Genomic DNA, 13,767 nt, shown 5'->3' with positions numbered 1-13,767 from the left:
ATAAATTTTTTACAATGACGATATAAATAAAAGATTGTTGTACCTGTTTTTTGGAATAGGCCTTAAAATTGGGAATAAAGGTTTTATAAAGTGAATAAAGAATATATTTAAGTTTTTAGAAGAAAGATTTACATGTACTGGGGAGGTAAAAATTCTTGAATGAATACAGTCTTTATAAAAGTGAATTACTGCATGATAAATACTATCCAAAGGTTATATCGTATTATTTTAAACAATGGAAGGGTTTTGAAATGCCGTATCATTCTCATAATGAAATCGAGATTATGTATGTGATTGAAGGAAAATGTGTTGTCGAAACCGCTACCGAAACAGTACCCATGAAAAAAGGAGATTTAATTTTACTCGATTCAAACATTGCGCATCGTTTGGTTGTAGATAATGAGAATCCTTGTAGAATGTTAAATTTAGAGTTTTTTTTTACAATCAAAGAGAATGAGGGATTTTCACCATCTTTCAAAGAAATTGTCAGAACGAATGGTATGCTGTCTCAGTTCCTTTCAAAAGCTTATCCTTATATTGTGTTAAAAGATTCAAGTGATATTTACCATATACTAAAAAGTATTGTACTTGAGTTAGACGAGAGAAGGTTAGAGAATAAGGTGATGATTCAACTCCTATTTTCTCAACTATTTATTAAAATTGGCAGATTAGCGATTGAATATGAAAATCAGAATTCTTATCAAGTAAATTTATATATCAAACAAATCCTATCTTTCCTTCACCAGAATTATGACTGTGAAATTCAGGTGAAGGATATTGCAAATGTTGTTAATCTACACCCTGTTTACCTACATCGTATTTTTAAGGCAGAAATGGGATATACGGTGATGGAATATTTAACTTCATTGCGAATCAAAAAAGCTGAAATGCTGCTTGCTCACACAGAAATACCCATCATTGAGATATCTGAATACGTTGGTATAAACAGCCGTCAGTATTTTAGTACACTCTTTAAAAAGCACACTGGTAAGACTCCCGTTGTTTATCGAAATACGCTTAACAAATAATTTCAGTCAAGAAAAGATTGTAGAAGTTAGTATTTTATACTTCGATAGATGGAGAAGGTTAGAATATTGATAACGCTTTCTTATATTGCTTGGTAAGATAAAGAAAGTAATCTACCGTGATCAGCAAAGGGGAGTTACTCATTGACATTTAAAATTGCATTTATTGGGGCAGGTAGTATTGGATTTACAAGAGGGTTATTACGGGATATTTTGTCTGTCTCAGAATTTCATAATATTGAGGTAGCATTTACAGATATTAACCAAAAAAACTTGGATAGAGTTACAAAGCTATGTCAACGAGATATTGATGAAAACAACTTGAATATAAAAATACAATCGACAGTCAATCGCAGGGAAGCATTTAGAAATGCAAAATATATATTTTCGCTTGTACGAGTAGGTGGGTTAGAGGCATTTCTATATGATATTGACATTCCATTAAAATACGGCATAGACCAATGTGTAGGAGATACACTTTGTGCAGGTGGAATTATGTACGGGCAGCGGGGAATAGCTGAAATTCTTAATATCTGTAAAGATATTCGTGAAGTTGCAGACCATGAGTGCTTGTTGCTCAATTATTCTAATCCGATGGCCATGATTACATGGGCTTGTAATAAATACGGTGGTGTTAAGACTATTGGACTTTGTCATGGTGTACAAGGGGGACACCGACAAATTGCTAAAGTGCTAGGTTTAGAGAAACATGAAGTCGATATAATCTGTGCTGGTATAAACCATCAAACATGGTATATCCAAATAAAGCACAATGGTGAAGATATGACAGATAAGCTTCTCCATGCATTTGAAATTCACCCGGAATTTAGTAAAACGGAAAAGGTTCGCATTGATATGCTAAGACGTTTTGGCTATTACAGCACTGAATCAAATGGTCATTTAAGTGAATTTGTGCCTTGGTACCGAAAACGTCCAGAAGAAATTAACGATTGGATTGATCTTGGAAGCTGGATAAATGGTGAGACCGGTGGATATTTAAGAGTTTGTACGGAAGGCAGAAATTGGTTTGAGACGGATTTTCCGAACTGGATGAAAGAACCTGTTCGTGAATTTAAAGAGGAAAATCGTGGTGAGGAACACGCATCCTATATTCTTGAAGCCCTAGAAACTGGAAGAGTATACCGAGGACACTTTAATGTCGTTAATAATGGGATTATTTCAAATCTACCAGATTACTCGATTATCGAGGCGCCTGGATATGTTGATCGAAATGGTATTAGTATGCCACATTTAGGAGAGCTGCCACTGGGCTGTGCGGCAGTTTGTAATGCTAGTATCACCGTTCAACACCTTGCAGTGGAAGCTGCAGTTCATGGAGATGATTATCTATTACGTCAAGCCATGATGATGGATCCATTAGTAGGAGCAGTGTGTAATCCGAAAGAAATTTGGCAGCTTGTAGATGAGATGCTAGTGGCGCAGGAACAATGGTTACCACAATATCAGGATGCAATCGTAAATGCTAAAAAGCGATTAGAATCCGGAAAATCAATTCAAGCTAAGCACAATAAAGGTGCAGCGCGTCTCAAAGTCAAAACAGTAGAAGAAATGGCTAAAAACCGCGAAGAAGCAAATAAGAATGCTGGTGAATCTGACAAAGCGAAGGAACGCCCTTCTGCAGTGAAATAAATGGAATAAAACGGGGATGCTGGACGTTACTTTTAAAGGATTTAAGTATTAAACAATTATGAAATAAGGGGGATGGGAAACGATGATTCAAAAAAAGGATGAAGAATTTTACAAAGAAGAAGGTTATTTATTAGTTAAAGGCGTGTTTAATATGCAAGAAGTCGAAGCTATGCGAAGTGGTATAGACAATATCATTCGACGAGCAGCTGAAGCAAAAAGGGATGAGAATGCCGCATGGGATGGTGATTATTTGCCAAAGGAACAAATAAGAAGACTCGTATTGAAGGGATTTCATAACGTTCATTATCATGACTCTGTCTTCTTAAATGCCCTATTTCATGTAAATATGGTTTCTGTATTAAAAAAATTAATAGGGCCAAATGTACAACTTCATCATTCAAAAATGCTTGTAAAGCCACCTGAAAAAGGTGCTGCATTTCCGATGCATCAAGATTACCCTTACTTTCCTCATGAAAAACACAGCATGTTGGCCGCAAGTGTACATTTAGACGAAAGTAATGAAGAAAACGGCTGTCTGCGTGTCATCCCTAAGTCACACAAACAAGGTGTCCTTTCGCATGTTGGGCGACACTACTTAAATCACAAAGAATATCCTATTTCTAGTGGAACACCTTGTCCAGCTGAACCTGGAGATGTATTATTTTTCAATTATTTAACGATTCACGGTTCTGATGTAAACAAGAGTGGACGAAATCGCAGAAATGTTTTATTTCAATATCGTGATGCATCGGATTTCCCTGTAGAAGATACACATTTTGATTGGGGAATGGGATTAATGGTTAGTGGTGAAAATCCTCATTTTGATAAGGTGACACCAAAGTATACGATTGGTTAATTTCCAAATATTATAGGAACATTTGAATACAATAATGTCTCTTATCGGATTTGTTGCTTCTAATCAAGAATCCAGCAATTTGGTTTAATTTTCAGGAGATGAGAATACAGGAAAATTAACTCTTATACAATCTGATATAACGATGCCACATCCGGTTTGTGTTAAGTTTTTAGGATAATAGACAGTTTTTACAAAAATTCAACCCTACAACACATCTAATTGAATACAATCAATTATGGGTATCTAATTTAAGATACCCATTTTTGTTTAATATGGTCCTATAACGCTGCCCGATAAAGGCATCTTAACAAAGCTTAGGACTGAAAGACGATTCGCCCTTTTACCATTGTCCACAATACCTCGAAACGATTGTTCATTAGAACTAAGTCAGCATCTGCACCGGATTTAATCCGGCCTTTTTTCTCTAATCCCAGTATATCTGCCGGTGTTTGTGTCGCCATCATAACGGCGTCCTTTAAAGGAATTCCCAATTTAACTGTTTTTGCCAATGCTTGATTCATTGTCACTGTACTTGATGCAAGGGTACCGTCGTCTAACATAGCAACACCATCAAATACGCTAACTTCATGACCCCCAAATAAGTATGTTCCATCACCCATCCCCATAGCCTGAAGGGCATCTGTAATTAACACCATACTGTTTGGGCCCTTTTCACGATATAAAAGCCTTACAATGGCTGGATGAAGATGGACATCATCGACGATTGCTTGAACACTTACGCTGCTTTCTTCAAAAGCAGCTAAGATAAGACCCGGATCACGGTGATGTATTGGTCGCATACCATTAAAACAATGGGTAACATGGCTGGCACCACTCTTAAATGCTTGTTTCGCGTCATCATAAGTGGCATCAGAATGGGCAATAGCGGCAATAATCCCTTGTTCCTTTAAAAAGGAAATCATCTCAAGACCGCCAGGTAGTTCTGGGGCCAGAGTCACCATGCGGAGTAACGAACCGGATGTCTTTATGATGGTTTTCATTTCTTTCAAATCAGGATGCCTTAAGTATCGCTCATTTTGCATACCCTTTCGTTTTACATTAAGATATGGACCTTCTATATGAATGCCAATAATTTGAGCCCCGGGTTCTCTGCCAGACAGCTCTTTTACATTGGTTATCATTTTAAGAAGTTCGTCTAAGGAGGAAGAAACTGAGGTGGCTAAGAAGGATGTACAACCTGTCTTTGCGCATGCTCTAGATACGGCTTCCACACTGCCAATGGTACCGTCCATCATATCAAAACCTTCAGCTCCATGAATATGAACATCGATCATTCCTGGAATCAGAAACTGGCCGTTTCCATCGATTTCATAATCAACGGAAAAATCTGAGCACCTATTGCCAGTATGAACTGATTCAATTTGCCCATTCCGAATAAGTATGCATCCCAGCTTCGGTTCATCATCGAAGATCACACGAACATTACGAATTAAAATAGAATTCATGATTTTGATAACTCCTTTTTTTAATAATTTAAAAACATTCCTATTTAATATTTTCAGTGCATCTCGCTAAACATAGTTTGTCTATCAATTAAACTATGCTTTTTCGGAATTTGTAACAATTTTATTCCTTCTGGCGATAAGCTCGAGGGGATCGCCCCGTATACTTTTTAAATTGCTTGTTGAAGGTACTTAAAGACTGAAATCCGCTTGCATAGGCAAGGTCTATCATACTCATATTCGTCGAACGAAGGAAGTCCATTGCGCTTTGTATGCGCAGACGGTTAAGAAATTCATTGAGACTAAGTCCAGTCAACCGGCGAAACTCTTGAAAAAACATTGTTCTTCCCATTTCTGCCTGCCAGGACAATGTTTCAATATTTATAGGCTTCTGATAATTTTCAAGCATGTACCCCACAATATCGACAATTTCAGAAGATGGTAATTCCAAATAATCAGCAGATTGGGATTCTTTGGCAAACTGATTGACTTGCAGCAAAATATTGATTAAATGCATATATTGACGGGTCACCCAAAGATCTTCTCCCTTTTCTTGGTCTTCTATCGCAGATACAGCCGCCTGCCTTATTGCTCGTGCAAAAATCGTGCTGGACGGGATAAAGGGCTGTATTCCTTGTGGAGTATAGAAAGGCTTCAGAAGCTGATTGACATTAGGAATTTTACGTACAGCAGACGGTGTGAACAGGATGAGAATGCATTCGAACGGTTTATCAGGCTGAGCAAAACTCCAGTGCGGCTCGAATGGACGGCATAAAAACACATCTCCCGGCCTACCAAGGTAGGTATGTTCGTTGAACCTATATTCTAGCTCATTATTAAGAACAACCCCGATTTCTAAACAATCATGGACATGCAAGTCATGCTCCTCATGTGACCCCCATACACGGCAAAACGCAAACGATCGCTGTAAACGTAAGTGTTCTACATACATTTTTCACAACTCCTAAACAATCTTTTCTTTGAACAAAATGATAAGTTTTCCGCTTAATTGGAGGAGAACTTAATTTTTTGGATATGGTAGAGTAAAACCATTAATATTCTACAGAGGTGAATAAATTTGAGAATTTATATAATTGGCGCGGGCGTAATTGGCCGGACACACGCGGAAGCGGCAAAAAAACTTTCCGAACAGATTCAATTGAGAGCTGCTGATACAAATCCTGCTGCACTAGAAGCATTTTGCAGCCAATTTCCTGAGACAATTGGCTTTACAAGTGTGGAAGAAATGCTGAACTCCGAGACTGCACAAAACGATGATATTGTAATTATCTGTACACCGCCGACGGCACATTTTGATCCCTCAAGACTTTCAATTGAGTCTGGCCGCCATGTTCTTTGTGAGAAACCTCTAGCGATGAATGGTTCTCAAGCTCAAGAAATGGTCCAGCTTGCAGAAAAGCATAACCGATTATTAGGATGCTGCAGTGTACGTTTTAAAGGCATGCCTCACATGGAGGCAGTAAAGAAAGTAATCAAGTCCGGATCTCTAGGTGAAATCTATCATGTTACGTTTGTTAACAAATGGGAACGAAGCCGATCAGGAATCGAATATCAGCCTGCAAGCCGCTGGTTTTTAGATTCAACACTAAGCGGCGGAGGCGTGTTAATGGATTGGGGACCTTACGACTTTGCCACATTGAATGACATACTCAATCCAACCTCCATTGAGATAAATACTGCATGGACAGCGAAGCCCCATACTGAAATTGATCCCATGGATACACCCTTCGATGTTGAAACTCATGTCGGCGCCTTCATGACTTTCAGCAGTGGTAACCATCCAATTCACGTCCATTACGAGCGTGCTTCATGTGCACACGGAGAAAGTTATGTAAGGGCGGAAATCGAGGGTACACTTGGTTCACTTAGGTGGACACCATTTGATTCTAGGCAGCCTGTCTTCCTTCGTTACGATAAGCACGGGCAACTTGTAGAGGAACAGGTAGAAACAGGACCGAGAAGTGAGTACACGATTTTCGACAATCCACTCCTTCACTTTTATCGAAAAGTGAAAGGCATTGAATCACATGCTAACGTTAATCAACAAGCACTGAATAATTTTCTCTGCCTTACATCCATATATACAACTGCAGAAACCGAACAAAAACAACTGATAGAAATGGTGCAGAAAGGAGTAACACTTTGAACATCAAAGGATTTTCATCAAATATGTACGGCTGGACAGAACGCTGGAAAATGGATGGCAAAAAACCACATTGGGAAGAATTATTCCGCGCTTGTGCAGAAGCAGGTCTTGATGCTGTCGAGATTGATGCTGATACTGAAAAACTAAAATTGGCACGTTCCTTTGGACTGGCCGTATCAGCCTCCTATGTCGGTCTCCCTTTACATATACCATTCAACAATCTGGATGTGGAGAAAACGGTGTTACCTTTTGCTGAACGCTTGGCTGTAGCAGAAGGCTCCGACTTACTCATAAATGCTGATCCAATCAGCTGGAAAAATGTAGTTCCTAAGGCAGAGGATCATTTCAAGCAGCAGGGCGAGAACTTATCTCGTATTTCCGAACTTGTTGCCCCAATGGGTTTAGAAGTTTGTCTGCATAATCATGCCGCTGACAATCACAATGCTAAAGGAGATCTAAGATCGGTCATCCAATATGCAGATCAAAGTGTAGGACTGTGTGTAGATTCCGGCTGGGCCCATGTATCTGGCTGCAATCCCATTGAGTGGGTTAATGCCTATACTGAACGGGTCTATGCCTTTCATTTACGTAATCAATATGGGAATGTGCCATCTGAAGACTTACTAGAAGGAGATATTGATATCGCCTCCCTGCTCGATTCCGCAGGAGCCGCTCAGTATAACGGCTGGCTGGCACTCGAACTATGGCATCCCCAAAGCACTCAACCTGTCCGAACCATGACGGAGGATGTGGAGCGTTCACTCGACTTTTTAAGGCGTATTCTATCACAATCATAAAATTAGCCGCAAATAGTTTAAAATTCTTCATGATAGAGGCGGAAACCGATCGATTCGGTTTCACGCCTTTTTGTATGAATTAAATAAGAGCTTCGACAAACGGCGGCTTAAGCAACGTTCGCCTAAACATAGTTTAACCCTTCAGGGAATGGAAGTGGAATTGGGAAAATCTCTTTTAAATAACAATCTAAGTCTGGCTCTCCTTGAAGAATTAATCTTTCTAATGAAGCGTTGTCTAAGATCATTGACTTTTGATTGAAAATTAGTTTTTTGCTGCTTTTATCAACCTCTACTATTTTGACTTTTCCACTAAAGAAAGGCTCTGCTTGTTTTAACAACAAATCCAGGTTAGTAATTTTAACCGTCCCTGGGTATGATGCATTTGTTTTTTCTAAAGAGTTTAGTAGTTTGTTAAGCTCTTTTTCGTGCAAAGGAATTGAACATTTCAGAGATTTTATTCCATTCTGGAAGGTTTCTGCTAAAATGGTTTGGATAGCTTGCGGTTCCCCTCCCCATTCAATGACTTGTGCTGGCTGATCACAAGAACCTAATGAAGAATTGGGAACCCCCAAAACTACAAATCCCTTTATGTCATTTTCAGATTGGGCAACTAATATCTTGTGTTCCATTTTTAGAATACTAGCAAATCCTGCTGCTTTATATAGGACGGAAAAATCATAAATACTTTGTTCAACATAAACAGGACGAGCCTGAAGTAATTTTCGCAAATAAAACCAATCAAACGGGGATAATTCCCTAACTAAGTAGCCTTCATTACCTAGTAAATCTCCCTTATTTATTTCGTATTTAAATAATTTACCATAGTAGGAACAGCCAGCTTTTAAGTACATGGGTAAACTTCCTGATACAAATAAAATGGAAGCGTCAGCCCTCTGAACATGAGTAAAAATCCTACCTAAGAGCATGCTGGCAAAGCCTTTTTTACGATGGCCTGGATGAGTACAGACAGCACCGATTGAATAGGCTTTAATCTCTGCATCACCTAGATGGATGATAGAAGGAACTAAGCCAATATATGAAACCAATTCATTATTTATAAATGCTCCATATGATTGATTTAGTTCAGGTGAAAACACCTGGGGGAAGGCTACCCCCATCGAAATATGCCCCTCGTCCCGGAACACTTTGTCGGCTAATTTTATTGCTTGTTTGTACTCGGTTTCCGATTTTAGTAATCTTAATTCTACCATCTTGTTCTCCATTCAATTATTTAGTAATGTTATATTTTTCTGCCTTACGAATCCTCATTACTTATGGAACTCTGGTCTTGGTTTTGTTTTATTACTAGGGACTAGCCCATCTATTGTTGGCCACCCATTCTTCCATTTAATTGGATCAATCATTAGGGGGCGTCTTGTTGCTCCATTTGGTAAAAGTGGATTATCTTTTTCTACTGCATGATAAACCATCCAATCTGTACCTTTATCATCTTTTATTATCGCGTTATGACCTGGACCTGAATATAATTTGCTTCCCTTATCATTTGGGAAATTCCCCATTACAACCAAGGTTCCTCCCCCTAGTATTAGATCTTTCCCGTCTTTATCAATATATGGTCCGGTTATACTCTTAGAGCGACCAACCGCTACATTGTAACCACTTTTTGCTCCTTCACAGCATGACCCTCTTGAACCAAAATAATAGTAATATTCACCACGTTTGATCAAGTACGAAGCTTCAAAAGCATTCCCAGCAATATGGAATGGATCCCCTATCGTACTTAATCGATCCTTTGAAAGTTTAATTCCAAAAATCCCATGAAAGCTTCCCCAAAATAGATAAGCTGTATCGTCATTATCTACAAAGATCATTGGATCTATTGAATTTCCTATACCAATCGATTTACTATCAAATAATTTCCCCAGGTCTTTATAAGGACCCTCTGGTACATCCGAAACAGCAACTCCAATTCCCGGATTCACATCTCCCCATATTGAAATTGAATAATACAAATAATACTTTTTATTAAAATAACTAATATCAGGGGCCCACAGTGATCCATCACTTTTCCATTCAGGCTTTTTGTCAAAGGCTTGCCCTACATATTTCCAATCCACTAAATTTTTTGAACGGACAATTGGAATCAAACGAGCACCTACTTGATCTCCCCAGTCATCTTCAGTTCCAAAGGCATAAAAATATCCATCTTTTGCTTTTATAATTGAGGGGTCTGCTAGTACCGGTTCAAAAACAGGGTTTTTGTATGACAATGCTGGTTCTTCCTTTGATGTAGAACAACTACTTAATAACATTACTAAGCTGATGACTATAGTCGTCAATATTTTTTTCATTCTGCTGTTCTTCCTCTCAATCTCAGACTACTTTCGGAGAATCGTTAAACTAAATTAGCTGTCCTTATAATCTTTGCTGGCAGTTTGTTGAATTGAATCATCTGTTGACACAAGTTTGTTACCATTTCAAGATTTTCTTTGTTAATATCCATAAAATGAAATTCTGTATCTTGGAATTCTTTTACTGCTAGAATATCCATCATCAATCTTCGAGTGAATCCAATACTCCCAGCGCCCATCATTGCAATCTTCAACATAGATCGATTGCCTCCAATATTTTGTTCTAGATAAACAACACCATAAAAAGTATTTTATGGTGTTTTCTATGGAATTTATTGTTTAGAACCATATTTTAAATGTCTTAATTTCATAAGGTGAAACGGAGAATGAAAGATTCTTATTCTGATAATCAGCTTCCTTTTCTGCTTCTTCAATCAAGTTACATTCGACCGCTTTTTTAATTGGTTTTGCAAAGGAGACATTTATTTTATTTCTGTATTGTTTATATTCGTAGAAACGTATAAGAATTGCATCGCCGTCTTCAGCTTTTTTCACCGTTTCAAGCAGAACGTTGTCTTGGTCAATCTCGGCAAATTGATAGGAGGCTGGCAAATGCCCATCAAGGTTAGCTGGCAGTTCATTTGCAAATAATGGAACATTCAAATGATAGGCTTCTTTTACAATATTTCCTTCACGCCAATCCCCTTTATGTGGAATTAGGCTGTACGTAAATTCATGGTTGCCACGGTCGGCTGTTTCATCAGGTTCAATGGAAGACTTGATTAATGTTAATCGGATCACATTGTCTTTTACATCGTGGCCGTATTTACAATCATTAAGTAAGCTGACTCCGAAGTTACCTTCAGAAAGGTCAACCCATTTATGTCCCACTACTTCAAAGCGCGCCTGGTCCCAACTCGTATTCCAATGAGTCGGACGCTCCATATTACCAAACTGAATATCGAAGGTTGCTTTTGTTGAACGAACATCAACTGGGAATGCTGCCTTTACTAATGTTTGTTTCTCCTGCCAATTGGCTTTAGTAATAAAGTCAATTCTTGGTGAATGTTTATAAACCGTTATATATTGTGTAATTGTAGAATCATAGAACTCCCAAGTTAATTTAAGACTGCCGCGAATCGGACCTACCTCATGCACCTCTACCGCTGTTAAATGGTCGATCTCACGCATCTTTTCTTGATAATATAGGTCAACATCCCAGGCATCAAAGTTCATTGGTTTATCCTCAAACGTCTGAAGGACATTTCCCCTTGCCCCTTCGGCAATAACTTCTCGTTCTAATACTTTATCAAATAATGAAATAATCTGGCCTTTTTCATTAAAAGTAATTTGGTAGTAATCATTCTCCATATATTCCTTCGTTACAATAAGACTGGACCCCGAAGCTGATTGTTCAGCGAGTTTAAACGTTTTATATCCTAGTGCTGGTACATTTTTAGCTTGAACCAGTACCTTTTGGCTATCCTCGGCTTGAATGACCTGAGCTGGCAGGGTGTTTTCTTCTTCATCCACAATGGTTGTTGTTTCTGTGAAAATTGAAGAAACAGGTAATTCGATCAAACCATCCCGTTCAAAAGATAGAGAATTGTAGACTATAATTGCATCCTCATGAGTTTGAATGTTTTGTTCAATAGAGCCTTTTGCTTCTTTAAGAACATTTTCTCCTATACTCTGCACGGCTTGGTAATCTCTGCGCGCATCTTCATTTACCTGACGAATAGAGGAGCCTGGTAAAATGTCATGAAATTGATTTAGGAGTAATAGTTCCCAGCCTTCATTTAAAGCAGCATGTGGATAATTTTCCTTGCCGCTGAAATGGTCAGCAAGTGCACTTAACCATTCCGCATTATGATAGGTAAATTCTGCTTTACGGTTTGCTTTTTTTAAGGATGCCTGAGAGGTATAAGTACCCCGGTGATACTCTAAATACAATTCTCCATCCCAAACCGGTAATGATTGATCTTTCACCGTGTCTTGTAAACGTGCAAAATAGGCTTCGGCCTTGTCCATTTGAACTTTTGGCAGACCTGGCAGATTTTTCATGGCACGCGCGGTTTCAATCATTTCTTTTGTCGGCCCGCCGCCGCCATCACCCCATCCAAAGGCTAGTAACAGTTCATCATTTACTTCCTTTTGCTGGTAGGCATCCCAAATTCCTTTTACACTTCGAGGTTCCAGCATTCCATTATACGTATAGGCTCTTGCTCCCTCCTCAGGGGTGGTTATAAAATGGGTAAAGATTTCCGTGCCATCAATACCGCGCCAATTAAACGTATCGAATGGGAACCGATTATATTGATTCCAACTAATTTTGGTTGTCATAAAAGTGTCAATTCCACTTTTTTTCATAATCTGAGGCAGGGCCCATGAATATCCAAATACATCTGGTAGCCAAACAACCCTCGTATCAACACCAAACTCATCCTTCATAAACCTTTTTCCAAACTGAATTTGACGAATCAATGACTCTCCATTCGGGAGATTGGTGTCTGGCTCAATCCACATTCCGCCTGTGATTTCCCACTCACCAGAAGCAATTTTTTGTTTAACTTCTGCAAAGATTTCAGGATAATCCTCTTTTAAATATTTGTATAATTGGGGCGATGTATGGATGTATCGGTATTCAGGATATTGACGCATGAGATGCAGGACAGTTGAAAAGGTCCTTGAGGCTTTTTCTCTTGAATGAACCAAGCGCCATAACCATGCCATGTCAATATGAGAATGACCAAGTGCTGTAACCAATGGCTTTAATTCCTCTATTTCACTTAATTGCTCGACCTCTGTTTTCAGAAACTCATAGGCATCTTGAATAGATTGATAGAAGAAAGCTGAACCCGGCTTTATAAAATCTACTTTTAAGATTGACTCATTTACTAGCTGCAGCATTTTCGTTCTTCTAAATTCATTTTCATCTAGGACCTTCACTGTATTTATGAGTGTATGAGCAAGATAAAAATACTTTTCTGTTGGAACATCAACACATGCAAGCCTGGCCTTTTTAAATCTTCGACGATCAGGAGGATTCAACACCCCGCTCCATGCTTTTAGGGAAATTTGAATCTCACCTTTTTCAAGAAGCTCTGGCGGAAGCCATGCTTCCTCATGCCAGACATCAATTCCCTGTAATGGGACGCCATTTACATATAACAAAGATTCGGCCGTTGATCCTCCGCCATCTCGAGGGCCAACCAAAAAATGAAGAACCAAGCGTTCTTTTTTCCAGTCCTCAGGGACAGTGATCGTGGTCCTAAACCAAGCAGATTTATCATACCCGCCCCAAAAATCGCCTACCTGGAAGTTTGTCCAGTTCTGATCATCAAAGTCAGTTTTGTACGCATCCTTATCTTCATCACCAAATTCCCACTCTTTATAGCGAAAAACAGGGATATCTAACGTTTCTTTATAAATATAATTCTTCAATTCTGTTAAAAATTTCTCAATCTTTTCAACTGTAAAATACAACATTAACACTC

11 protein-coding genes and 1 pseudogene are annotated in these 13,767 nt (G+C 38.7%); 6 read left to right on the top strand and 6 right to left on the bottom strand.

What is annotated here, in order from left to right; all coding sequences use genetic code 11:
- The first annotated feature begins 155 nt into the window (after positions 1-155).
- From ACY3XC_RS14410 to ACY3XC_RS14395, 4 genes and pseudogenes are all read left to right on the top strand, one after another.
- Entirely contained in the window at positions 156-1,028 is an 873-nt protein-coding gene (locus tag ACY3XC_RS14410) for an AraC family transcriptional regulator (RefSeq protein ID WP_464869168.1), read from the top strand.
- Between the two features lie 141 nt (positions 1,029-1,169).
- Complete coding sequence (melA, locus tag ACY3XC_RS14405) at positions 1,170-2,675, top strand: alpha-galactosidase (protein WP_464869167.1); 1,506 nt, start codon at positions 1,170-1,172, stop codon at positions 2,673-2,675.
- Positions 2,676-2,757: 82 nt separating this feature from the next.
- Complete coding sequence (locus ACY3XC_RS14400) at positions 2,758-3,531, top strand: phytanoyl-CoA dioxygenase family protein (RefSeq protein ID WP_464869166.1); 774 nt, start codon at positions 2,758-2,760, stop codon at positions 3,529-3,531.
- Positions 3,532-3,583: 52 nt separating this feature from the next.
- Positions 3,584-3,709 (top strand): annotated as a pseudogene (locus ACY3XC_RS14395) (beta-propeller fold lactonase family protein); the annotation flags it as partial.
- Positions 3,710-3,845: 136 nt separating this feature from the next.
- Here ACY3XC_RS14395 and nagA read toward each other — a convergent pair.
- Complete coding sequence (gene nagA, locus ACY3XC_RS14390; RefSeq protein ID WP_464869165.1) at positions 3,846-4,997, bottom strand: N-acetylglucosamine-6-phosphate deacetylase; 1,152 nt, start codon at positions 4,995-4,997, stop codon at positions 3,846-3,848.
- A gap of 121 nt (positions 4,998-5,118) precedes the next feature.
- Positions 5,119-5,946 carry a helix-turn-helix domain-containing protein gene (locus tag ACY3XC_RS14385; RefSeq protein WP_464869164.1) on the bottom strand — a complete coding sequence of 276 codons (828 nt, stop codon included), beginning with the start codon at positions 5,944-5,946 and terminating at the stop codon, positions 5,119-5,121.
- A gap of 126 nt (positions 5,947-6,072) precedes the next feature.
- Between ACY3XC_RS14385 and ACY3XC_RS14380 the strand changes: the two genes are divergently transcribed.
- Positions 6,073-7,161 carry a Gfo/Idh/MocA family protein gene (locus tag ACY3XC_RS14380; protein ID WP_179156330.1) on the top strand — a complete coding sequence of 363 codons (1,089 nt, stop codon included), beginning with the start codon at positions 6,073-6,075 and terminating at the stop codon, positions 7,159-7,161.
- A 23-nt stretch (positions 7,162-7,184) separates the two neighbouring features.
- Positions 7,185-7,958, top strand: coding sequence for a sugar phosphate isomerase/epimerase family protein (locus ACY3XC_RS14375; protein ID WP_464869163.1), 774 nt, complete (start codon positions 7,185-7,187; stop codon positions 7,956-7,958).
- 122 nt (positions 7,959-8,080) lie between these two features.
- Here the strand turns inward: ACY3XC_RS14375 and ACY3XC_RS14370 are convergent, their stop codons facing one another.
- The 4 genes from ACY3XC_RS14370 to ACY3XC_RS14355 form a co-directional block, all read right to left on the bottom strand.
- Positions 8,081-9,169 carry a GNAT family N-acetyltransferase gene (locus tag ACY3XC_RS14370; RefSeq protein ID WP_464869162.1) on the bottom strand — a complete coding sequence of 363 codons (1,089 nt, stop codon included), beginning with the start codon at positions 9,167-9,169 and terminating at the stop codon, positions 8,081-8,083.
- 57 nt (positions 9,170-9,226) lie between these two features.
- Positions 9,227-10,270 (bottom strand): family 43 glycosylhydrolase, encoded by a 1,044-nt coding sequence (locus ACY3XC_RS14365; protein WP_464869161.1) that lies wholly within the window; start codon positions 10,268-10,270, stop codon positions 9,227-9,229.
- 44 nt (positions 10,271-10,314) lie between these two features.
- Positions 10,315-10,527 (bottom strand): family 4 glycosyl hydrolase, encoded by a 213-nt coding sequence (locus ACY3XC_RS14360; protein ID WP_464869160.1) that lies wholly within the window; start codon positions 10,525-10,527, stop codon positions 10,315-10,317.
- Positions 10,528-10,609: 82 nt separating this feature from the next.
- On the bottom strand, positions 10,610-13,759 hold the full coding sequence (locus ACY3XC_RS14355; RefSeq protein WP_464869159.1) for an alpha-mannosidase: 3,150 nt from the start codon (positions 13,757-13,759) through the stop codon (positions 10,610-10,612).
- Between the last annotated feature and the right edge of the window lie 8 nt (positions 13,760-13,767).

The sequence above is a fragment of the Bacillus sp. CZDM1 genome, assembly GCF_055502545.1.
This window is presented reverse-complemented; position numbering and strand designations above follow the sequence as displayed.